Origin of the sequence: Desulfovibrio sp. SGI.133, from assembly GCF_050313955.1 — a bacterium.
Taxonomy (GTDB): Bacteria; Desulfobacterota; Desulfovibrionia; order Desulfovibrionales; family Desulfovibrionaceae; genus Desulfovibrio.
Genome location: NZ_JBNPMK010000003.1, coordinates 1 through 23231 on the forward strand (window position 1 = coordinate 1; position 23231 = coordinate 23231).

General features: G+C 54.5%; 17 protein-coding genes, 1 tRNA gene and 1 pseudogene. 3 read left to right on the top strand and 16 right to left on the bottom strand.

What is annotated here, in order from left to right; all coding sequences use genetic code 11:
• Positions 1–351 precede the first annotated feature (351 nt).
• Complete coding sequence (locus ACQRBR_RS05160) at positions 352–1431, bottom strand: CNNM domain-containing protein (protein ID WP_006006750.1); 1080 nt, start codon at positions 1429–1431, stop codon at positions 352–354.
• 121 nt (positions 1432–1552) lie between these two features.
• Here ACQRBR_RS05160 and ACQRBR_RS05165 point away from each other — a divergent pair, with 121 nt between their 5' ends.
• From ACQRBR_RS05165 to ACQRBR_RS05175, 3 genes are all read left to right on the top strand, one after another.
• Positions 1553–2911, top strand: a complete 1359-nt coding sequence (locus ACQRBR_RS05165; protein ID WP_427812488.1) for an amidohydrolase — start codon at positions 1553–1555, stop codon at positions 2909–2911.
• A gap of 22 nt (positions 2912–2933) precedes the next feature.
• Positions 2934–4175 (top strand): MFS transporter, encoded by a 1242-nt coding sequence (locus ACQRBR_RS05170; protein ID WP_427812489.1) that lies wholly within the window; start codon positions 2934–2936, stop codon positions 4173–4175.
• A 161-nt stretch (positions 4176–4336) separates the two neighbouring features.
• Positions 4337–4413 (top strand) — tRNA-Met (locus ACQRBR_RS05175).
• 263 nt (positions 4414–4676) lie between these two features.
• Here the strand turns inward: ACQRBR_RS05175 and ACQRBR_RS05180 are convergent.
• The 15 genes and pseudogenes from ACQRBR_RS05180 to ACQRBR_RS05250 all read right to left on the bottom strand — a co-directional run bounded on the left by ACQRBR_RS05180 (position 4677) and on the right by ACQRBR_RS05250 (position 23018).
• Positions 4677–5582, bottom strand: coding sequence for a restriction endonuclease (locus ACQRBR_RS05180; RefSeq protein ID WP_371298689.1), 906 nt, complete (start codon positions 5580–5582; stop codon positions 4677–4679).
• Positions 5583–5615: 33 nt separating this feature from the next.
• Positions 5616–7223, bottom strand: a complete 1608-nt coding sequence (locus ACQRBR_RS05185; RefSeq protein WP_427812490.1) for a type I restriction-modification system subunit M — start codon at positions 7221–7223, stop codon at positions 5616–5618.
• Entirely contained in the window at positions 7220–8329 is a 1110-nt protein-coding gene (locus ACQRBR_RS05190; RefSeq protein ID WP_427812491.1) for an AAA family ATPase, read from the bottom strand. The genes ACQRBR_RS05185 and ACQRBR_RS05190 overlap by 4 nt, the downstream gene beginning before the upstream one ends.
• Positions 8326–9648: a restriction endonuclease subunit S gene (locus ACQRBR_RS05195; protein WP_427812492.1), complete on the bottom strand. Its 1323-nt coding sequence runs from the start codon at positions 9646–9648 to the stop codon at positions 8326–8328. Before ACQRBR_RS05195 ends, ACQRBR_RS05190 begins: the two co-directional genes overlap by 4 nt.
• Positions 9645–10136, bottom strand: coding sequence for a DUF4411 family protein (locus tag ACQRBR_RS05200; protein WP_427812493.1), 492 nt, complete (start codon positions 10134–10136; stop codon positions 9645–9647). Before ACQRBR_RS05200 ends, ACQRBR_RS05195 begins: the two co-directional genes overlap by 4 nt.
• Positions 10133–11284: an ImmA/IrrE family metallo-endopeptidase gene (locus tag ACQRBR_RS05205; protein WP_427812494.1), complete on the bottom strand. Its 1152-nt coding sequence runs from the start codon at positions 11282–11284 to the stop codon at positions 10133–10135. The genes ACQRBR_RS05200 and ACQRBR_RS05205 overlap by 4 nt, the downstream gene beginning before the upstream one ends.
• Entirely contained in the window at positions 11277–14249 is a 2973-nt protein-coding gene (locus tag ACQRBR_RS05210) for a type I restriction endonuclease subunit R (RefSeq protein ID WP_427812495.1), read from the bottom strand. The genes ACQRBR_RS05205 and ACQRBR_RS05210 overlap by 8 nt, the downstream gene beginning before the upstream one ends.
• Positions 14250–14469: 220 nt before the next feature.
• Positions 14470–14823 (bottom strand): protein MobC, encoded by a 354-nt coding sequence (locus ACQRBR_RS05215; RefSeq protein WP_412625917.1) that lies wholly within the window; start codon positions 14821–14823, stop codon positions 14470–14472.
• A 144-nt stretch (positions 14824–14967) separates the two neighbouring features.
• Positions 14968–16155, bottom strand: coding sequence for a MobV family relaxase (gene mobV, locus ACQRBR_RS05220; protein WP_427812496.1), 1188 nt, complete (start codon positions 16153–16155; stop codon positions 14968–14970).
• A 263-nt stretch (positions 16156–16418) separates the two neighbouring features.
• Positions 16419–18086 carry a DUF927 domain-containing protein gene (locus ACQRBR_RS05225; RefSeq protein ID WP_427812634.1) on the bottom strand — a complete coding sequence of 556 codons (1668 nt, stop codon included), beginning with the start codon at positions 18084–18086 and terminating at the stop codon, positions 16419–16421.
• 120 nt (positions 18087–18206) lie between these two features.
• Positions 18207–19028, bottom strand: a pseudogene (locus ACQRBR_RS05230) (toprim domain-containing protein); the annotation flags it as partial.
• Positions 19028–19237 carry a helix-turn-helix transcriptional regulator gene (locus ACQRBR_RS05235; RefSeq protein WP_427812497.1) on the bottom strand — a complete coding sequence of 70 codons (210 nt, stop codon included), beginning with the start codon at positions 19235–19237 and terminating at the stop codon, positions 19028–19030. The pseudogene ACQRBR_RS05230 and the gene ACQRBR_RS05235, both read right to left, overlap by 1 nt.
• A 235-nt stretch (positions 19238–19472) precedes the next feature.
• The gene (locus ACQRBR_RS05240; protein ID WP_279076167.1) at positions 19473–20354 is read right to left on the bottom strand and encodes a hypothetical protein; all 882 of its coding nucleotides are present in this window, start codon (positions 20352–20354) and stop codon (positions 19473–19475) included.
• The gene (locus tag ACQRBR_RS05245; RefSeq protein ID WP_427812498.1) at positions 20351–21811 is read right to left on the bottom strand and encodes an RNA-binding domain-containing protein; all 1461 of its coding nucleotides are present in this window, start codon (positions 21809–21811) and stop codon (positions 20351–20353) included. The genes ACQRBR_RS05240 and ACQRBR_RS05245 overlap by 4 nt, the downstream gene beginning before the upstream one ends.
• 67 nt (positions 21812–21878) lie before the next feature.
• Positions 21879–23018 carry a tyrosine-type recombinase/integrase gene (locus tag ACQRBR_RS05250; protein WP_427812499.1) on the bottom strand — a complete coding sequence of 380 codons (1140 nt, stop codon included), beginning with the start codon at positions 23016–23018 and terminating at the stop codon, positions 21879–21881.
• Positions 23019–23231 lie beyond the last annotated feature (213 nt).

The window sequence follows — 23231 nt, forward strand, 5'->3', positions numbered from 1 at the left end:
GCGCGTTGCTGTCGATGCCCGTAAGGCTCCCTTCGTCGCCAACGGGCACGGCCTCCGGCCGCCTTTCGGTCGCGCGTTGCTGTCGATGCCCGTAAGGACGCAATCACGCCCTTTTTCCTCCCTACAGCCAACCAGCGGGATTTCTCTTTTCCCCTGTCACGTCGCTCATCCCCCCTAGCAAAGCGCGCTGGGGAGAGGGAGGGGAGTTTGAGGGGAGGGAGGACCGCTCTCGCGCCAGCAGAGGGGTCCTCCCTCCCCTCAAGTCTTTTTGCCCCCCAAACGCAGAAACCCCGGCAGTTCCGCCGGGGCTTCGTCATCACATCAATCTGTATCAGGGCATCTGCCGCCCGGTCATGACCGGGACTGTTCCGCCTGTTCTTCCTTTTTCTGCTGTTCCAGCAGACCGGCCGCCCGCAGGGCCTGGCGCCGCTGCCGGGCCATCTGGCGCAGGTCGGCCACGCTGTCGCTCTCGTCCATGATCTCGCTGCCGAGCATCTCCTCGAACACGTCCTCCAGCGTCACCACACCGGCAAGGCCGCCGTATTCGTCGAGCACGGCGAACAAATGCGAACGCGAGTGCAGCAGCTCCTTGAGCAGCTTGTCCAGGGTCTGGCTCTCCAGCACGAAGTGCAGGGGTTTCATAATCTCGGAGAGCGGCGTCTCGCCCTTTTCTTCCAGCAGGCAGTGGAGGATGGTACGGCGGTCCACCAGGCCCACCAGATCCTCGTTGTCCTCGCCGTAGACGGGGATGCGGCTCACATGCCACAGGCGCGGGTTCTTGTAGGCCTCGGCGGCGGTCATGTCTTCGGGCAGGGAGAAGACCACGGTGCGCGGGGTCATGATGTCGTAGACCCGCTTCTGGTCCAGGGCCAGGATGTTGCGGATGTAGGCCTCCTCATAGGCCTTGATCTGCCCGGCCTGACGCGACAGGCTGGTCACGGCGCGAATATCGTCCTCGGAGATGTCCGGGCCGTTGGACGGCGGCGTCAGCAAACGGGTCAGCAGGCCCGTCAGCCAGATGACCGGGGTCAGCAGCTTGACCGCCACTTCCAGCGGCCGGGCCAGCACCACGGCGATGGAGGTGGCATAGGCCACGCCCAGGGTCTTGGGCACGATCTCGCCGAAGGCCAGGATGAGCACCGTGAAACCGGCGGCGAACAGGGCCATGTATTCGGCGCCGAAAGCCGCCATGAAGGCCGCGCCCGCCACGGCGGAGCCCGCGGTATTGGCCACGGTGTTCAGGGTAAGGATGGCGGCGATGGGTTTTTCCACATTGCTGCGCAGGCGGAAGAGCACTTCCCCCACGGGCCTGCCGTCGTTGCGGATCTTCTCGATGGCTGACCAGGGCACGGCGTACAGGGCCGCCTCCGTCAGAGAACAGGTAAAGGAGATGACGACCGCGACACTGACAGCGAGAATCAGGGTGAGCATAGGTCCCTCGTGAAAAATGGAAAGCCGCCGCAAGGCATCCGGCGGCTTGCATGAACGTGTCTCCGGCATATATCCTGTGCAGGCGGCCTTGGCAATGTGCCGCGTCAAAGGAGATGCCCATATGGAACGTCTTGCGGAGGAGATCCGACGAAGGGCCGGGGAGGCCGGCCCGCGACTGACGGCCCTGCGCCGTCACCTGCACCGCCACCCGGAACCGGCCTGGGGCGAATACCTGACCGCTTCGCTGGTGGCCCGAGCCCTGCAGGATGCCGGTTTCCGGCTCACCCTGGGGGCCAATGCCCTGCGGCCTTCGGCCCGTCCCCGTCAGCCCGAGGCGGCTTTCTGTACGGCCCAGAGCGGCCGGGCCCTCAACGAGGGCGCCGACCCCACTCTGGTGGCCTGCATGGCCGGCGGCCTTACGGGCCTGTGGGGCGACCTTGATCTGGACGCCCCCGGCACCCCTGAAGACGAGCGCGGCCCGCTGGTGGCCTTCCGTTTCGACATGGACGCCAACGCCGGCATTACCGAAGCCACGGACAAAGATCACTTCCCTGCGGCGCAAGGCTTCGCCTCCTGCCATGCGGGCTGCATGCATGCCTGCGGGCATGACGGGCATGTGGCCCTGGGCGTGGAGCTGGCCCGATTGCTGGGCGGCCTGCGGGACAAGCTGTCACGCCACCTGAGCGGCCGCATCCGCCTGATCTTCCAGCCTGCCGAGGAAGAGGGCGAAGGCGCGCCCGGTATGGTGGCCGCCGGGGCCGTGGACGGCGTCCGGGCCCTGTTCGGCCTGCACCTGAGCATGCAGGCCAGCCGCAGCGGCGATCTGGTCTGCGGTACGGACAAATTCCTGGCCACCACAAACTTCGAAGTCTTCTTCACCGGCCAGAGCGCCCATGCGGGGCTGGCCCCGCACGAAGGCCGCAACGCCCTGCTGGCCGCCTGTACGGCCGTGACCAACCTACTGGCCATCGCCCGCCACGGTCAGGGGGCTTCGCGCATCAACGTGGGCGAGATGCACGTCAACGAGACCCCCAACATCATCCCGGCCAAGGCCTGGCTGCGCGGCGAGACCCGCGGCGAAAACGGGGACATCAACGGCTACATGCTGGCCGAGGCCCGGCGCGTGGTGGACGGCGCGGCGCGCATGCACGGCTGCCGCAGCCGCTTCCTTTGCCAGAGCCACTGCCCGGGCGCCATGTCCAGCCCCGAGCTGGTGGATCTGGTGGAACGCACGGCCCGGGATATGGGCACCTTCCGCGAAGTACGCCGCAAGGCCGACTTCTGGGCCTCGGAGGACTTTGGCTGGTTCATGAACAAGGTGCAGGAAGACGGCGGTCTGGCGGCCTATCTGCAACTGGGCGCCAACAGGTCCGACGGGCATCACACCAGCCATTTCACCTTCGACGAGAGCGTCCTGCCCCGGGGCCTGGAACTGCTGGCCCGGCTGGCCGTGGCCGCACTGGCCCGGCGCCTGGACTGAGTCCGTGCCAGAGGACAGGCCCATGAGCGCTCCTTCCCCATCCTGCCCCGATGACGCCGCAGCCCGGCGTCTGGCCCGCAGCATGGCCGTGGTCTCGGCCTTTTGCCTGACCGGCGACACCATGCTCTACATCGCCCTGCCCCTGTTCTGGCAGGAATGCGGCCTGACCGCGCTCTGGCAGGTGGGCGTGCTGCTGGCCGTCAACCGGCTGGTGCGTCTGCCGCTCAACCCGCTGGTGCGCCTGCTCTATACCCGCATCGACCAGCGCACCGGCATGGCCCTGGCCGTGGTGCTGGCCGCCTCGACCACCCTGCTGTACGGCGTGGCCCAGTCCTTTGCGCTCTGGCTGCTGCTGCGCTGCCTTTGGGGCCTGGCCTGGACGCTCCTGCGCCTCGGCTCCCTGTTCGCCCTGATGGCGGCTTCCCGCAAGGACAATCGCGGCTATCTCATGGGCAGTTACAACGGCCTCGTGCGCCTGGGCAGCCTGCTGGGTATGATCGGCGGCGGCCTTCTGGCCGACCTGCTGGGTTTCTCCACCGTGGCCCTGCTCTTCGGCGCCCTGACGCTGACGGGCCTGCCGCTGGCCCTGACCCGCATCCCCCGCAGCGGCCGCGCCACCGGAGCGGCAAGCCAGGCCGCCACATCCCTGCTTTCGGGTCTGTACCTGCGCCACCCCGACATGCGGCGCGCCTTCATCACCGGGCTGCTGGTGGCCCTGGTCTTCCAGGGCATCTATGCCGCTACTCTCAGCCGCATGGTGGCCCTGCACGTGGGCGAGCTGGCCCTTGCCGGCGGCCTCGTCATCGGTTGCGCCACCCTGGCCGGGACGTTGCAGGCCCTGCGCTGGCTCTGGGAGCCGTGGCTGGCGCCGTGGTTCGGCCGCCTTTCCGACGGCCCGCGCGGTCGGGGCCCGGTGCTGTGCGCCTGCCTTGGCGGCGGCGCCTGTGCGCTGGCCCTGGTGGCCCTGTATCTGCCCGCGCCCTTGTGGCTGCCGCTGCTGCTCTGCTCGCAGCTCTGCGCCACGGGCCTGGCCACCCTCTCCGATGCCGCAGCCTCGGATACGGCCGAACGGCACGGCCATCCCACGCATACGCTGGCCTCCTATGCCTTCATCGTGGATTGCGGCGCGGCTGCGGGCCCGGTGCTGGCCTACGGCGTGCAGGATATCTGGGGCATGGATGCGGCCTACCTCACGGCAGCGGCCCTGCTGCTCTGCCTGCTGCCGCTCTGGATGCGCAGGAAAGCGGCACAGGCCCGCTCCTGAAAAAGAACATAAGCGATTTCAGGTAGATGAACTCCTTGCAGGCAAAGTCCTGGAGAACGGCAATAAAAAAATTTGCCCAAAAATGATTTTTTTATTGACAGGCAGGGGGCTTTTAGCTAGAAAGGACTTCTCGCACGGATGACGTGTGAATGCTACCGCGTCGCGGGGTGGAGCAGCTCGGTAGCTCGTCGGGCTCATAACCCGAAGGTCGTAGGTTCAAATCCTGCCCCCGCAACCAAGAAGTTCAGGCACTTATGGAATCATAACCATAAGTGCCTTTTCATTTTTCTAACCTATTTCTAACCAGAAGGGGAAAGTGGGAGATAGTGGATGGCGTGGATTGATGCGGACTGACTGGACTTGAAGAGGTTTCGGCTCGGTATTCCGTATGTAGGAGGAGCATGGTGGGAAAAGGAAAATTTGCTCCCTGTGTTTCAGCTGGCCGGGGATGCCTCAAGGAACGTCCTAACTGCTTTCCTAACCATTTCCCCATTGTAGAGCCTACCCTTCCGGCGTCAAAAAATAGATGGGCGTCAGTGGTAATCTTTGCCATGCTTGATCGCTGAGGCGGGGGATATTATCCGTCCAGAGCTGGACAAGTTTGGCACTATCCACAAGCATGATACGTTTGCTTTCCTGACTGCGGGCATACGCCTCGGCATCCTTGGTGAATCCGCCAGTGCAGAAAAAAATGCCGCTGTCATGCTGACCGATATTTGCCATAAAGGACTTCAGGTCGGGCTCTGTGACGGCTTTTTGCTGTTGCTTGACCTGTACCTTGATGCGCGGTCCCTGCGTACCCAGAGGATCGGTGTAGGCCAGAATATCCACGCCGCCGTCTTTGCCCGGAGGAGCAATCCAGGTCACGTGGTAGCCAATGGCTTTAAGCAGTTCAGCGACAAGCCTCTGGAAGTCATAGGCGTCCATAGCGTGCAGGAAGGTGTCGATTTTTTCCTGTGCTTGTTCCTTCGCTTCCTCATAGGAGACACTGACGCTTTTGTCGCTTTCGTCTTCAAGGTCACTTTCTTCGGCGATGGGCGAATCAAGTCCAGTCTTGCTCTTTTTATGATCCTTGAGCCAGCACTGGTATATCTGTGCGGCTTTCTTGTGGAATTCCAATGGATCTTTATACAGCTTCAGGGCTTTCGCTCCTTCTCCGGTCAGCGTCCATATGCCGTCATTCTTGATGAGCCAGCCCGCGCGTACCGTATCTACAGTGGCAAAGCGCACAATTTTTTCAAAGCGTCGCCCGCTTTCATAACTACCCGCCTCATATTCTGTAAGCGTGACGGTAGCAGCCAACGCCGCCAAGGCATCTCTGGCTTTCATGCCGTCTGGGTACTTTTCAAGAATGCGGAAAAGGGCCTGTATCAGCTCCCCAAGACGCTTATTAGTGATTTGAGCCATGAGCTATTCCTTCGTAAAAGATAACGTGTTTCCCTATGGCAAGAGGGGCAAACCCAGCTCTTTCAAAAACGTATTGTGTTTTTCCGTGGCGGCTTTGATTTGTTCATCCACTGCTATCATTTTCTTATGAACATCGGCAAGGTCAATTTCCTTTTCCGGCATTGTCGTGCTGACGTATCTGGAAATATTCAGATTGTAGCCGTTTTCGGAAATTTCTTCCATGTCGACACATCTGGAATACCGTTCTTCTTCTGTGCGGAACTGATAGGTATCTACAATTTTTTTTATGTGGTCCGTGGACAGTCTGTTTTGCCGCTTACCCTTGTCAAATTGCTCGGAGGCATTGATGAAGAGCACGTCATCAGATTTTTTACATTTTTTGAGCACAAGGATGCATACGGGAATGCCCGTGGAATAAAAAAGATTGGCGGGCAGGCCGATAATGGTGTCTATGTTGCCGTCTTCAAGCAGCTTGCGGCGGATGCGTTCCTCCGCGCCGCCACGGAATAGTACGCCATGCGGCAGGATAACGGCCATAGTGCCTTCCCTCTTCAGATAGTGGAAGCCGTGCAGCAAAAAGGCGAAGTCTGCGGCGGATTTCGGGGCCAGCCCATAATTTTTGAAACGCACGTCTTCGCCCAGCGCCTCATTGGGATTCCAGCGGTAGCTGAAAGGGGGATTGGCCACCACAGCATCGAAATAGGTTTTTTTCGCGGGATTGGTTTCGCGCAGCATGTCCCAGTCGTTGGTCAGAGTGTCGCCGTGGAATATCTCAAATTCCGAGTCCTTCACACCATGCAGCAACATGTTCATGCGCGCCAGGTTATAGGTGGTGACGTTCTTTTCCTGACCGTAGATTTTGCCTATGCCTTGCGCGCCCATGCGCCTCCGTACATTGAGCAAAAGCGAACCGGAACCGCAGGCGAAATCAAGCACGCTGGCAAGATGCTTTTTGGGGCCGGTGCTGGGATCCTGGCTGTCCAGCGTCACTATCCCTGATAAAATGTTGGATATTTCATGTGGTGTATAGAACTCGCCAGCTTTTTTGCCGGAGCCTGCCGCGAATTTATCGATCAGATATTCATAGGCGTCGCCCAGCGTATCGCCCTCACTGGAAAAGCTGGATAAGCCTTCGGCAATTTTCTTAATAATATCACAAAGTTTCTCATTGCGTTCGGCGTAGCGCTTACCAAGCTTTTCAGAAGTGAGATTGATTTCTGAAAACAGCCCCTGAAAAGTGCTGTCGAAGGATTCATTTTCAATATATTTGAAGCCGTCCTGAAGGGTGTTCAGCAATTCCCCATCCTGCGTGCGCGCCATTTCGGCAATACTACCCCAGAGATACTCCGGCTTGATGACGTAATGTACGCGACGACGCATAAGCTTTTCAAAGTCCGGCACATCATCCTGATTGGCGGCATACCAGATGCGAAGGGGCGTCACGCCGGGCTGTGTGCTGGCATCGGGGTACTCGTTTCCCAATTCCTTTTTGGCTGCGGCCTCATAATTGTCAGACAGGTAGCGCAAAAAGAGAAAGGCAAGCATATAGTCGCGGAAGTCGTCCGCATCCATGGCTCCGCGCAGGGTATCGGCAATGCTCCAAAGGACAGCGCCCAGTTGTTTTTGGTTTTGTTCGGTCATGCCTGTTCCTTGGAGTTAGAGGTGTTGGCAATTTCTTTGGTGAGCTTGGGAATTTCAAATTGGTAGCGGTTCAGAAATGCCGTGAAAATACTTTTAAAAAGCTCTTTGGTGTCGTCCATCATCTCCCGAGGGGTATAGATGGAGTATTGGCCATGGCTCAAGAGATTGAGGGCGCGCGTATACAGCACTTCGTCATCAACTCCATGAACGCACGATGAAAAATCTTTGTAGCCAAAGAAGACAGCTGTTTTTTCCATAATGCTGCGCAAGGCATTGAAATGATGCGTGTAGATGTGGTTACTCTCTACAGCATGCTGCAACTCGCTGAGCATGGCCACATGATGAAAGAAGGGTGCTTCATCCGTTTTTTGCAAAGAGTACTTTTCACCTTGTGCCGTGCGGTAAAAGAAATAAGTGTTATATTTTGTACGTGAGCGCCTGAACTCATTCCACAGGACATTAAAAAACAATCCATGATGGGAAGAAATGATACATTTTATGGCATTCTCTGGTTTTTTTAGTGTATTGATAAGGTCTGTTGCCACGGCAATGGCATTATTATCATCAAGAGATGATATTGGGTCATCAATATAGATATATTTCACCCATGCATAGGACTCGTGTCCTTCAATAACAAGGGTGCAAATGGCAAGGAAAATACACCAGATAAAGATATTTTCTTCGCCACGAGAAATCTTGATATTTTCTTCTTCGCCACGAGAAAACGAAATCAACCACTGCTCATAGTCAATCTTGAAGTCAAAATTCGCATAGCGTTCGAGATATGAAAAAATTTTTTCTTCCAGCGCCAGCTCTTTAAAGCCGGAAAAAAAGCTAGAGGCTGTGTTAAGACGTAAATAACGCTCCGTATCGTTTTCAAGATCATTGTCCCAGAAAAAGAGATCCTCGGTGTAGGCATTGAAATAGAGCGTATCGCTGCTGCCGTCTTTTTTTCCTGCATTTTTGAATTCCATGGAAAGACGGGTTTTTCCTGTGCCGTTGTAGGCGAACAGCAATACATAATTTACGTTATTCAGGTCATCTCGAAGACGCGTCACCAGTTTGGGAAGAGATTGAAATTCCCAGATTTTTCGTGAATTACTCATGCCAGAACCTCGTCAATGCGTGGGAAAAGCTGCTGCATAAGCCCTTTTTTGTGGTCTTTGAGCAGATCGATTTTTTGGGTCTGGGAGGCGATGAGTTCATCAAGAGACGACAGGCAGTCGGCGATGCGTTGTTGCTCATAACTGGTAGGAATCACTACGGAAATATTTTCTAATACTGTTTTGTTTACAGATGGAACAGCTCCCCCGCAGTATTCACTTAAATCTATCAGTTGTGATAGTGTATACAGAAAATAATCAGTTGATTTTTTTGATTTTGCTTTAATCCCTACTGCATTATTATCAATGAGACATTCAACTGTAGTAATGGCTCGTCTATTAAGCCGAAGTGCCTCTCCGATCTTTGCAAATACGGTAGTCCCAACAGGAAGCGGCTTCGCTTTCAATATCGAAAGCTCATCATCGCCTACATAATTTAGAGCTCTGTCCAATAACCCACCATGCTCGCTTACTGCTTTAGATATGTCACTAACTTTACAAAATGGATAGAGTCCATGTATCTTACCTTGTAAGCATTCAGGAAACGTATATCCAGTAATGATATCGCAAATATCACTTAATGCTATTTTTTGCCATTTCCCAGAGTTTCCAAACTCAGGAAAACGCAACTGCGGTAGCGTTTCGCCTTCTGCCGGAAAAAGCTGTTTGAGCAGCCCTTTTTTATGGTCTTTGAGCCTGTCAAACTTATTAGTTTCGGCGGCAATGCGTTCATCGAGGGAGGATAGGCAGTCGGCAATCTTTTGCTGCTCGCCCAAGGAAGAAACTCCTTTGGGATAAGGTATTGGTAATGACAGCAGGTCGTCATCATCAATACTTAAGGAACCATGCGCTCGTGCCCCAACGGTAATGTACCTTTGTAGCCATTTTCCATGAAAATTGCCTAAAAACAGATAGTTTAAATATGCAGGAACAATTATTTTCTGTTGAACTTTAAAGCAAGTAAATATACTATTAGGCACTGCGGCAATTTCAGAGCCTGTATAAAGAGCAATGAATCCCTGTGGATAATCTTTTGTCGCACTTTTATTGTACGCAAAATCATTATTGCGTAAGATAATATAATTTTTATATTGATTTCCAGCAATTTCTTTTCCAAATTTGTCAATTTGTGAAATAAGGCCGACTCCTGTCATAATACTCATCAAAGTACACTTTTTATTCCCCGCTTTTTCTTTGATAATGGAAGCGATTGCACCCAGCGCTTGGCTGTACCATTCATCCCGAAATTCAGGAAAGCGCAGGCGCGGAGCCAGGGGACATTTCTTGTCATGCTTTTTGGTCATTATTTCAGCCTTGTTCATACGAACCCAAGTACGAAACGCGCTCTTTCAACGCGCAACATCTGGTAGGGAGTCATAAAGCGCAGGCCGAGCCCGGCGCAGACGTTGGGGATTTTAATTTTTTTGGTTGAGCTGGCAGGCACCTCGTGGGTCACAACTACAAGGTTGTCGGCCAGAGCATGGGCAATCAGGTAGTAGTCCGCCACCTGCAAAAAGGTGTTGATGGCTGTTTGCTCGTAGTTCTGCCCCATAACCCAGGTGCTGACTGTGGCAAAATGGGGCATGACGTGCGCGTCGGTTTTGCGGAACAGGTCCGGGTTTTGCCGGTGCATCCAGGTGGTCAGTTCATCCGATCCGGCTTCCAGCTCATCCGCCACCTTGTCGATGCTGCACACCGTGCCTGCCGCATTTTTTTCTGCCAGCCATTCCCAGAAAGCCGGGCAAAAATCCAGACCGTAGTGCAGATTTTTTGCCTGAATGAAAACGTTGGCATCCAGTAGGTAGGTCATGGCGCTACCCCCAGCGCACGCGCCGCGCTGAAAAGTGTATCGCTCTTTTTTACTCCCAGCAGGCGGAAAGCGTCGCGGAACAGAGTCTGTCCCTCCAATGTGCTGGCCAACAAGGCCCGCGTAAAGCGCTTGCTGGTGCGTGCGCCCAGAGAGCGATAAAAGTCACCACCGCCGGAGCGCTGACCGCGTGCCTGGGCATGTGCCAGTTCAGTGCGATAAAGTTGCCAAAGCTGGTCTTTGTCAATGAACCCAGCGTCAAACAGGCGGCGCAGGGCCACCAGCGTGCTGACTTTGAACAGACGCGCCAGCCGGGTCATTTCATCCGTCAGCGGCAGGTCGGGCCTGTAGGCTTCACGTGTCGCCTGAAGGGGCATTAGAAGTTCAGCGGCAACGGTATTGCACCAGCGCTCTGTGCGTTGCTCGGGCAGGCGGCCTGCCTCGGTATTGGAAATACCACTTTTCCCCAGCCACAGATGGGCGAGTTCGTGCGCCAGCGTAAACATTTGTGCCGCCTTGCTGTCCGCGCCATTGATAAAGATTAGGGGGGCCAGCTCGTCGGCTAGCGCAAAGCCGCGAAATTCTTCCACGCGCAGCGTCCGGTGGGTATTGCTTCCCACAATGCCGCTCGCCATAACCAGCACGCCTGCGTCTTCGACCTTCGCGACAAGTTGGCGCAAGGCATCTTCCCAGCTAGGCAGTTGCTGGCGCTCCGTCAAGATAAGCCCCAAGATGTGGCGCATGGATTCTGCCACAGCCACGGGCTCCCTTGCTATGGTGGCACTACCTATGAAGTCCAACTGTGCAAAAGCGTTTATACGGGCATAGTCGCGATACCAATCCTGCCTTTGCTGACAGAGGTACAGCGCATCCAACAGGTCAGGGCTTGGGCGCAAAGAAGCATGGCCAGGGACGGTACGAAAATCGGCGATGGGTAATGTTTCTTGCACGGGGGCAGGTAAAAACAAATACCCAATGGGCACATGCACGGCATGGGCAAATTTTTCCAATTGCGCCAAGGTGGGTTGCGTTTCGCCCGCCTCCCATGCGGTAAGCTTGGGGAAGCGATCTTCCAGCATAAATGCTTCCACACCGGCGCGTTCTCGCGCCCAGGTCAGCAAGGCCGGATTTATGGCAACAGCGTTACTCATAGGCTCCCAGCCCCGAAATATCGCGCCCCTTGGCAAGCTTGCGCAACAGGGGGATGAGGTCTTCCATCAGGGCCAGTTCCTTCCGGGTGCGGGCCTTCCAGCCCAGGTCCAGAGGGGCGAGCAGCTCGCCGAGCAGCTCACCGTCAAAGATCATGCGCTGCATGACGCTGTCCACAAAAGCTTGCAGAGAGATCGCTTCAAGACCGTGTTTTGCGGCGATTTCCGCCAGCTCGCGAGCATTTTTTTCGACCTTGAACTGCTTGTATCCTTCACGGATAGCGGCCTCGCTCATCCCCTTGTCAGGGCTCAACGTCTTGATATAGGCGGCAATATCGTCGCGCTCGTCCACAAATTTGGCATCGGCCTGGATAAGGCCGATGAGTTCATCGCGGGTCATGGACTGCTTGCCCGGAACCGCCTGGGTATATCCGGCAATGAGCTTCATGATATAATCATAGTCGATCACTGCGGAGGAAAAGAGCACAAACTCAAATTCCAGTTGCTGGATCGCATCATCTGTAGAGTTGGTCTTGCCATCCTTCTTTTCCTGCTGGGCTTTCAGGCGCTGGGCAGTTTCCAGGTACACCCCCTGCAAGCCCTGCAATTGATCGGGCGGAATAATTTTTTCTATGGTTTCGGCGTGTTCCGGGGTGAGATCCGTATATTGGTCAAGCTGGGTTTTCAGGCGCTTGACCTCTTTGAACAGATTGATGAACTGGCAGCGGGCTTCGTCACCCTTTAAATTGTTCACGTCTTCCGGGGCACACGTCAGACCCTGGGAGTGCATAAAGGCATCCAGCTGCGTGACTGCGCTTTCCAATTTGGCAATGACAGCAGGGGCGGGATCGACAAGCCAGATTTCTCTGGCGGTGTCGGATTTTTCGCCGGAAAACATGGCTATGGCCGCATCAACGGCCTTTTCCTGCTGGCGGAAGTCCAGAATCTTGCCATAGGGCTTGGTGTCGTTCAGTACGCGGTTAGTGCGCGAAAATGCCTGAATCAAGCCATGATGTTTGAGATTTTTGTCCACATACAAGGTGTTGAGGAATTTGGAATCAAAACCGGTGAGCAGCATATCCACCACAATGGTGACGTCGATCTTTTGTGCGTGAGGCAAGTCCTCATTGGGATATTGCTGATCCTTGATGCGCTTTTGTATGTCCTGATAGTACAGATCAAATTCATTGATGCTGTGATTTGTGTTGTAGCTGGCATTATAGTCGGCAATAATAGTTTTGAGAGCAGCCTTTTTTTCTTCGGGAGCTTCGGCATTATCGTGCTTTTCCTGTGGCAGGTCTTCTTGAATCTGCTGCACATCCTTGTTGCCTTCCGCAGGAGGGGAAAACACACAGGCGATGTTCAACGGCTCATAATGGCTGTCCGCCGCCGTGCGCTCTGCCTGAATCTCTTTGAAAAGTTGATAATACTCTATCGCGTGAATGATGCCCGATGTGGCAAACAACGCATTGAACTTGCGCTGTGCGGTTGAAGCATTGTGTTTATCCAGTATAGCTTCCACAATAGCACGCTTGCGCATCGACTCATTGAGCTTGGAGGCGCATTTTTCCTCTGGTTTGTAGTATTCAACAAGGAAACGCAGCACGTTGCGATCTTCAATGGCATGAGTGATAGTATAGGCGTGTAGCTCACGCTGAAAAATATCCGCTGTAGTTTTATAGTAACCTTGCTCCCCTGTGATTTGCGTATAGGAAGCGTTTTCTTCAAAAATAGGTGTTCCAGTGAAGCCGAACAATTGAGCATTTGGGAAAAAGTCTTTGATAGCTTTGTGGTTATCACCAAACTGAGAACGGTGACACTCGTCAAAAATGAACACCATGCGCTTGTTACGCAGCGGTTTCAGACGCTCCTTGTAGTTGCCGGGATTGCCGGCATCGAGGGCAAGCCCCAGTTTCTGAATGGTGGTGACGATGACCTTGTCGGCGTAATCATCGGAAAGCAGCCGCTGCACCAGCGCAGCCGTGTTGGTGTTAGCCTCGACACAACCTTCCTGAAAGCGATTGAACTCTTCCCGCGTCTGACGGTCAAGGTCTTTGCGGTCAACCACAAACAGACACTTTTCTATGTCCGGGTTGTCTTTGAGCAAGGTGGACGCCTTAAAGGAAGTCAGCGTTTTGCCGCTGCCTGTGGTGTGCCAGATATAGCCGTTGCCACAGTTTTGGTGAATGCAGTCCACAATGGCCTGGACGGCATATATCTGATAAGGGCGCATAACCATGAGCTTTTGTTCACTGGCCACCAGCACCATATAACGGCTGATCATCTCTGCCAGCGTGCATTTGGCCAGAAAACGGTCTGCAAAACGATCAAGTTGGGTAATTTTTTTGTTGTCGTCTCCGGCAAACTGATAGAGCGGCAAAAAGCGTTCATCCGCATCAAAACTGAAATGGCGGTTGTTATTGTTGGCAAAATACCATGTGTCGCTCATGTTGCTGACAATGAATAATTGCAAAAAACAGAGCAGTGTTTTGCCGTAGCCGTTGCCGGGATCATTTTTGTAGTCAATAATTTGCTGCATTGCCCGGCGCGGGCTGATAGCCAGTGTTTTCAACTCAATCTGCACTACAGGGACGCCATTGATGAGCAATATGACGTCATAGCGGTGGTGGCTGTAATCTGTGTTTATGCGGAGTTGGTTGACAACTTCAAAGGTGTTCTTGCACCAATCCTTGATATTGACCAGTGTGTAGAAGAGCGGTGTGCCGTCGTCGCGTTCAATGCTGTTGCGTTCGCGCAAAAGTCGGGCGGCGCTGAACACGTCTGGGGTAACAATTTGTTCCAGCAGGCGTGAAAATTCGCCGTCTGTCAGGCGTACCCGGTTCAAAGCTTCAAATTTCTCCCGGAAGTTGGCCTCCAACGAAGCGCGATCGTGAATATCCTGTCGATAAATATATTTAAGATCAGTCAGGTGCTTTATCAGCTCTTGTTCGATTTGTTGCTCTGTCATGAGCTTGCTGCCCCAATTGGAAGATTAGACTGTATCGTGTAATCCGACTTTTCCGTTCACAAGGTGTCCGGTGGGGGGAGTACGGGTATTCACCAAGAATTGACGTGCCCGGATACTATACGAAAAAGCTTGTTCGCACAATGTGACCTCTTGGGCCGAACAGGGGCCAAAGGCTCTCACCTCCCCATGCCAGGACTACGGGAACGGGGTAGCACTATCTTCACAATTCATCATCCGGTATATCAGAAGTAATGAAGCTGGAGCGTTGTTCGCGTTTCGGAGGCGGCGGGGGTGTGTCTTGCTTCTTTACCTTTCGTCCTTCCCGCTGCCGTCTGGCTTCGGTCAGGTATTTGGTCAGGGTTTGGGCCTTCACCTCAATTCCTTTTTCATGCAGTTTTTCGACAATCTCCTGTGTGTCGAAGCCGCGCTTCTTCATGCGCTCCAGTGTTGGGGCAAGGATGAACACGGCTTCCTTCACGGACATGGTTCGATTACCGTCCAATGTGACGGAAGCGGGTTTGAGAGCGGCAAACTCCTGTCTGATTTCCTTCAACTGAGTCGCGGTAATGGTCATGGCGTGTTCTCCTGTGTTTCGCCGGGGTATCTCCCCGGATTGGCGTTTTGTCTTTCCGGTCGAGCGGGACGGTCGCCCACGCTTCACAAAGTGAAGCATAGTGGGCTATATCTTCGGCCTGTGCGAAGATTTCCCTCCGACGCCTTACCTCATTCTCATGCCACGGGCGGAGCGCGCCTGCCGACGCTCCCTGTCCCGCGCTTCCTGCTCCTGCCGCTGCCGTTCCTCTTCCTGCTGACGTTGGAGCTGGTCGGCACGCTTACGCTCCACGAACTCGATATGGAGCGGCCGGATTTCCGGCAGACGCAGAAATTCCTGATAGCCTGCCATGATTCTCTTCATTTTCTTCAACTGATTCTCCAGCTCCTTTTTTTCCTCATGGCTTTGTTTTCTGTGGGCCGTGTATCCCGCTTCAAGCCGCGTCAGTTTTCCGCGAAGGGTATCCACTTCCCGTTGCAGTGTTTCTTCCCGCTGCTGGACAAGGTGTTTGACGGCAAGCGCCTTTTTCAGTTCTTCAATGAGGGAAGAGGCTTTTTTCAGCACGGACGGATAATTGAGAAAAGAGGCTTTCGGTAGATCGGTCTCCTCCCGAAGCACCTTTTCCGCTTCCTTAGCCTGCCGCTCATACTCTTCAATGCTCTTTCTCAACTCTTCCTCACGCTGTTCCAATGCGCTGATAAGCTGCCGTGAATTTCGGGAAGTCTCTTCGGATTCCTGAATCAGTTTCTCCAATGCTTCCTGTTGCTGCTTGAACTCGCGGGTATCCAGATGCCTTTTCGCGGAACCGGGTGTCTGTTCCACGCCGCGTTCAATGACGAAGCCCCGGCTTTGCAGATGGGCGGGAAGCCCGGCTTGCAGTTTCCGCAGACTCTGACGGGTATAGATTTTGTTGGCGTTGAGCCTCCCGTCCGGCGTCACCGGCACGTGAAGGAAGTGCATGTGCGGCGTCTTTTCATCCATGTGAACCATTGCGGAAATGACATTCTCCGTGCCCACAAACTCCGTGAGAAAGGCTTTGCTCTCCTCAAAGAAACGCCTTGTTTCCTCCGGCGTGAGGCCATCAAAAAACGCCTTGTCCGAGGTGACGATAAGCCCGCACATGCGCACGGCGTCCTTTCTCACGGCCTTGACCAGCAGAAGCTCGTCAATGCGATTCTGAATGGCTTCGGCATAGTTTGATGAGGCGGCTTCGTGCAGTTCGTAGTTCGCTGCGCTCCTGTCGTAGTCAATATCGGGGTTGCTGTGGCTCTCCCGCTCCCGCCGGTTGTGGCTCTGGATGCCGCGTATGGCTTCCTTCTTGAATTTGTCCATGTGGAGTACGAGATAGGACATAGCTCCTGCTCCTGAAACTTTATGTTTTCGACTGTCCCAAGTGTCCCAAACGTCCCATACCTTTTCTTTTCAATAGGTTGCGTGTGGGGCACATGATAACTTACGTTTTTGAGGACTGTCCCACTGTCCCAAAATTCAAGCCGCTAATTGGGACAGTTTTTTCGTGGGACACTTTTTATTTTGCCGACTGTACCAAGATAACATGCTGAATATATTAGTATTGGTACAGTTGGGACACTTGGGACAGTATTTTGGGATAAGGGTTATGAAGCAGTTTCTTCTTGGGGAAGGACAAGAACGTAACACTCCTGACGCCCCATGCCTGGAAGAGTCCTTCTGGATTTGAAACGTCCCGGACGTTCGGTCTGAAGCCAATACGCCTCGGAAAGGACTTTGATTGCGCGGCGTTCCGAGTAGCCACTGACAACTTCGGATTTGAAACTTTCCGGCAGAATCAGATACTCGGTCGTGCCGTTGCGAGTGCGCTGAAAGCCCACCCGGTTGATGCAGGTGGACATTTGCGTATCCAAGTCCTGAAAGCGGCTTGCGCCGTGCTGTTCGATGAACAGCCGTACCGTGGAAAGGATGGCGGTATCCTCGGAAGCTCCGGTTCCGCCTCTTGCCGTGAGCCAGTCCCGGAAGCAGATTTCGATGCAGTTCAGTACGTCCAGCTTTTCGGGAAGGATGCCCAGCCGCAGGGCCAGCATTCCGGCCATGCCGCACAGGGCGAAACGCATGGCCACACGTCGCACCTGTCCGTCAGCGCCTTCGGGGACAAGATGCCTGACGGCATCGGCCATTGCCGGACCGATTTCCTCCCGAACGGTGTTCAGGGTTTCGACCTTCGTCAGCTTTTGCAGGAAATCATGCCCCGCATGGCCGTAATGTTCGGAAGCAAGTTGTTTGATACGATTGGCCACGGCTCCGGCATCGGGAAGACCATGCAGGCTGGTGAGCATGGACGAGTCCACAGGCAGCCCCACGAAACGCACTTCCTGTCCGCCTCTGGACTTCAGACCGTTCTCGGCCAGCTTGTCGGAAAGCCCAAGTTCGCCGCTGGAGAGAAAGAGCAGACGCCAGTTCTGGGAACGACGAATTCCGCCTTCACGGTTCGAGCGGCCTTTGCCCTGTCCGTTGGCCAGCATGTAGGCGCATTCGGCAAGAACACGTCCGTTGACCTGCCCCATTTCATCCAGAATCAGCACATTGTCGTTGTGCAGGGCGGCGATGCCTTCAAGCCCGTTGTCCGTAGCCCGCCAGCTTCGGACATGCTCAGGGCCGCCCCAGACGGAGGCGGCGATCTGCAAGGCCGTGGTCTTGCCGGAGGATGAGCCTCCCTCAAAACTGAAGCCTCCACCTTCCAGACCGGCAAGGCGAAGCAAAGGCCCGGTGAAGGCCGCACATAACGCAAAACTGAGGCGGGAGTTGCCGACGCACAATTCCGCTATCTCCCGCCAGCCTTCCGGCGTTCCAGATATACGGTACAACCCGCCATGCTGCGAGGATTGCAGCACGGTGTCTTCTTCTGTTACGCCGTAAACGGTATCGGGAAGCACGTAGACGGATTCATGCCAGCCTGTGCGCAAAACACAGCGTATCCGTCGGAGAGGCCGGACCGTGGACAGAAATGCCGCCAGCTTCGACCGGGTGGACGGATTGCCGAACCACCCGCCGGAGGCCAGTATGCTGTACCAGTCGTTTCCCTGCCGGAACAGCATTTCCACGGGCATGGCCCATGCGTGCTTGTTGCCGTCCGGGTCAATCCATTCCAGCATCAGGCCCCATTCGTTGCCGTCAGCTCCCCGCGTCATGCCTTTGACCAGAAGCGGAGGACCAAGCCGGATTTCCTGACTGTCTCCGTCCGATCTGGTCTCCAGCTTGTACAGCCCGGCGCGTCTGCCTTCCTTCACCAGAAAAAAGCCTTCCGGCATGGGGCAGTCGTCATCCCGCTTTCGCGCTTCTTCCACAACGGCCCGGACGGCTTCAAGGGAACGCAGCCGGTGCAGGTCGTTGAAGTCCGTCGCCTTGCCTTCATGAATCGGGCAGACGGCCAGCTTGCCGCCCACGGCCTGAGCCGCCAGAGAGGCCATCTTCTTGCCGGGATTCCCTTGTGTCTCCGTGTCGTTATCGGCACAGAGAATGATTTCACGCTTTGCATACCTCTCTCTGGCCATGACGGCCACGCCTTTCAGATTCCCGGCATTGAAGGCCACAAGACAGGCATAACCGGTCGCCAGATGAAGACTGGTCGCTGTGGCATACCCCTCGGCAATCAGCAGGGGGCCGTCTTTCTTTCCGTCTCCGGCGGAAAGGGAAAAGAAGCCTCCCCCCGTGCGTCCTCCCCTGAGAAAGAACTTGTCCGTCCCTTCGGCAGGTTTTTCCGGCAGGATGAATTGCAGACTTTGTATTCTGCCGGACTGGTTCAGGACAGGCACAATCAGACGCCCATCTTTTGTTCGGCGCAATCCGATGGCCGGGACTCCCTTCCGTTGCAGGTAGGGATGGTCGTCCCCGGCGTTTCGGGAACAGTTCCAGATGCTCGCGGCCAGTTTGGCGGCGGCCTGCCAGCGGCGGTTCTGCTCGGTTTCCTTGTGCGCTTTGATGGCCCGAATGCGTTCACGCAGGGCATCCCGTTCGGCTGCGGTCAGTTCTTTTTCTGGCTTGTATGTCCATGTACCTTCATCGCCGGTGCGCCAGTTTTTCCACCAGATGGAGGCCGGAGTAGCCAGAAACGCCTTGTACGCTCCGTCCCTGCGATGGGGCCTGTCCGCTGTGCCACAGCGGTGCAGGAGGCCGTCGGCCTGCACGGCCTCGATCTCCAGCCCCGCTGCACGCAGACACTCGCCAAAACTGTGCAGAATGTCGGCGCTCATTATCGCTTCCTCAATTGAGGGGCGGAATCTCTGGTATGGACGCAGCGTGACGTAAACCAGTCTTCAAGGTCTTCTATGTCGTACATGACACGGCTGCCGAGCTTGGCGTAGCGCGGGCCAACTTTTTTACAGCGCCAGCGGGCCAGTGTGCATGTCTTCACGCCGTACATGTCGGCAACTTCTTGCGGTGATAATTTTTTGGTCGCCATCAGCATCTCCCTGTATTCAGGCTGAAGTGTATGAATCCATCCAGAAGCATCTGGAGAGAACACACCCTATGCCCAGAGGAAAACGCTGAACAGACGGGGTGTTAGCAAAGGCGAAACAAAACCTCCCTTTCTTAGGCCTAAGAAAGGGAGGTTGATAATTTTTATGTTATTTTACTATGTTATAACGGGGACAAGTTGAGGGCTGCGAACCTGAGCAGGTCAGGTTTCTTGCCTTTCAGGGATTTTGAATAGGCGCTCCGCCGTGGTTGATATACTCTTTCGGCATTGCCTTGCGAAAAATTTCTATGTAATTGCCCGGAGCGTTTTCAACCCCCAACGTCTTGCCGATTTCCTTGTATTGGCGCATAATTTCGTGTTTGGCGAGTGGGTGGGTGAATTCTCTGGTAACCTTATTCGCTAATATGACAAGAATGTGTATATGTGCTTCCATTTGTTCGATTTCGTTTTTTAATTTGCCTTCTCGTCCCGCTGCGCTGGTATATTTCTCCGTCATTTCCTTGTATTTCTTTTTCAGCTCTTCAATCTCCCTGTTGAGTTTTGCGGCATCACAGCTTGGAGCTACACTGCTTTCGCCACACCAGCGCGTCTGATTTTCCTCCACAATTGCGGAAAGTTGTGTGGCATCGCAACAATATTCGGGCGATCCGAGAGCAAAAAACTTATTGAACCCAAAGAGCATGGGAGAAAGAAAGTTGGAAACTTCACGGCAATCCACGCCGAGTTTTCCTCCCGCCGGGATTGCTTCATGACTTTTGAACACCCGGATACGATAATGGCGAAGCGCTTCCAACTGTTCATGGTTCGTGGAAGCATGCAGCATGAGCATGGCTTCACTCAGACGGATTGCGTGATCAACGTGATGTTTGCGCCATGTTCCCACATAAAGCGCACAAAAGGCGCAGATGCTCCAAACAGCGGCCCCGCCGATCACGACGCACCAGAGCAGTATCAGCGCTACTCCTGCAAGTGAAACGCCTTGCGTAATTTTAATAACGGTAAACATGGTTGTCAGCCATGCCATGAGAAAGGCAAGGCCACAGCCCAGAACAGCAATCAGCAGAAATTTGATAATCGAACCGTTGGGAACAAACTTCATGGGAGAATCTCCCATTGTCCGCCCTTGCTGGGACCGATGCGGCGCAAGATGCCCTTTTTCTTGAGCATGGTTGTTCTGTAAAGAATCGTGCGTCGGCTCACGTTTAGAACAGTAGCGAGTTCGGTTGTGGTTATGCGCGGATTGGCGGAGATATGCTCAAGGAGCGCAAAAAGTTCTGGTGCAATTTCCGGTGCAATATCGCGCAGAGTTGCATCAGAAAGCCCTTGTTTCTGGTGCAAATTTTGTGTTTTTGATGCAAGTTCTGGTGCAAGTACCCCAGTGTTTTCCGCAGGCCGGTGGGTTCTGCGTACAATGGCCTTGAACAGCGAACTCTCCCGATCGTCTTCAAAATCAATATCCGGCCATGCCTTAAGAGCGCGCAGAATGCCGGAGCCGATGCCGTGGTAGGGCAAAAGCCCCTTGGCGGCGTAAGAAATCAGGATGGGGTTGCGGATATTGGAATTGCCGGCTTTGATATTGGCTATGGTCAGATTGTTCGGCAACGTGCCGGGGCTGATGATTTCCACGCGGTCATCAAAAATGAAAATGCGGATGGGCGCGCTGACAAGATAATCCCTGTGTACAAGGGCGTTGACCAGCAGTTCCTCAAAAACCTGTTCCGGTATTTCCGGCGTGCCCGGTGAGTTGACGCCATTCTTGCCCTGTACCTTGTGCAGGTTGCGCATGACAAAAGCCAGGGCGTCCTTGAAAAGTCTGCTCAACGGACCTTCAAAATCTTCGGTGTCATCGTAGCTGTCAGTATGAACGGCAATTCCCGGAAAGCGGACGCCTTTTGCCACGAACTGCGGAAAAATCAGCTCCGGCTGTTCGGCAAAAAGCAGCACTCCGGCCAGATTGAGATTGCCATCGCCAGCGGCGAGGTTCAGATTTTGCAGCAGGCGCAGTTGTTCTGCGTGGGTATCCGGGAAGTCACTGTCATACCGCTTTTTCAAAAAATCCCGGAACAGCAGCTTGTCCAGTTTGTTAATGCCCGCCTTTGTGGGCAATTCATCGGCATGGAATTGGCTGGTATACTGAAAAAGACGGCGCAGTTCCTCTTTAGAATTGATACGTCGCTTGTCCGCCCCGGCTTTCAGCCAGATGACGCCTTTCCTGTCAAAGTAGGGCTTGTCCATTCCTGCAGGAACGGTCAGGGCGATAACCACATTTCCATTTTCGAGAAGAATGTTCTGCGTCTGCACCACAAGCGGGCTGCGGACATGCTGGCTGGCGGCGTTGCCGATCAACTGGTTCGCATCATGCAATTCTCGGGATGTTATGCCGGACAGTGTTCCATCATCCTGCACGCCGATAAAAATTACGCCGCCGTTGGCATTGGCGAAGGCGGCCATTTCCGCAGCCAGAGAATCCGCATTGTCGATTCGGGACTTGAACTGGCGTGTGCTGTCCTCGCCTGCGGCGGCCTGTTCCCTGAGCGTTTGAAGTGTGAATGCCATGCCTGCTCCTTACAATACTATCTTTTTCCTCACTATGTGTACACGATAATCGGAACAGCCGCAAAAGTTACCGTTGGCCGGAGAGGATGTCCGCCGCCGCGTTGCTGGCAGCGGCCAAGGTCTCCGGCAGGAATTGGGCATACTTCTTTTTGGTGAAATCCACATTCTTGTGTGTCAGCATTTCCGAGATCATGTCCATGCTGAATTTGCCGCTGTTGGCGAGGCTTACGGCAAAGTGATGCCGCAGCCCGTGGAAGGGCCGGAACTTGGGCGGCAGGCCCGCCGCCTTGCGGAAGCGGTCAACCGCTGTGCAGTCTTTGCGCATCTCGCCGTTTTTGCCGGGGAAAACATAGTGACTGCCGGGAAAATGTTCGTCACGCCATGCCATTTGTTCTTGTAACAGTTCTTCCACCAGAGAACTCATACCGATGGAGAGGGTTTTTCTGCCCTTGGGATCGCGCAAACGAATGAGCTTGAGGTCAAAGGCCACGTCCTCATCTTGCAGCTTGAACATCTCCCCGCGCCGCATACCGGTAAAAAAGGCCAGCAAGAGCATATTGCCCACATTGCGGGCTGGCCATGTGCGGGCGCAATCCAGAAAGCGGCGAGTTTCTTCCGGCGTCAGATGCTCAATAACCTCATTGTCCTTGACGGGCATTTCGATCTGAAAGGCAAGATTGGGGCAGCGGTTGGTCTTGACGCCAAAATTGATGATACGCCGCAGAAGCTCAAGAGTATTCCATAGAGTGGCCGGTTTGCGTTCGCTCAGGGATTTGCGCAGCTCCTCCACCATCTGGGGCGTGATTTCCGAGACGCTTCGCTTGCCGAACAGCGGTTTGAGGTGTTTGAGGTAACGGTTGCGATCCGTGGTCAGCCCTTTGAGGGTCGGCCCCTTGATGTCAAAATATGCATCCGCAATTTCGGCAAAGGGCTTGTCTTTCTCCGCCTGTTCGCGGCGGAGTTCTTTGGCGGTTTTGACTTCTTCGCCATGTCTGATGGCCTTTATTCGATCAGCGCGAATTTCCGCCGCCACGTCCGGCCCGTATCCTTCGGAAATTTTGCCTACCTTTTCCCAAATGAGGCGGCGGCCGGATTTAAACGTGATGTAGAAACACAGGTCAGGCGCGCCATTATACATTTCTGACGTTTCGTATACATAAACGCCAGCCCACTTCTTGGGGTGGTATCGCCGTTTTTGGGTAGCCATGAACTGCCTTGGGTTGTGGTTCATACGCGGGAGCAGGTTTTAACCGGCAAAATTTTTCTAACCTATTTCTAACCACGCCGTCAATTTCTAACCATTCAGGTCAATGTGCGGCAAAGTCTTATTTTTTGATAACTTATTGAAAATAAAAATAAATCAAAGTCTATCTATCTGCGTCTAACTCTTTCAAATTCTGTCAAAAAGGGCTCATAACCC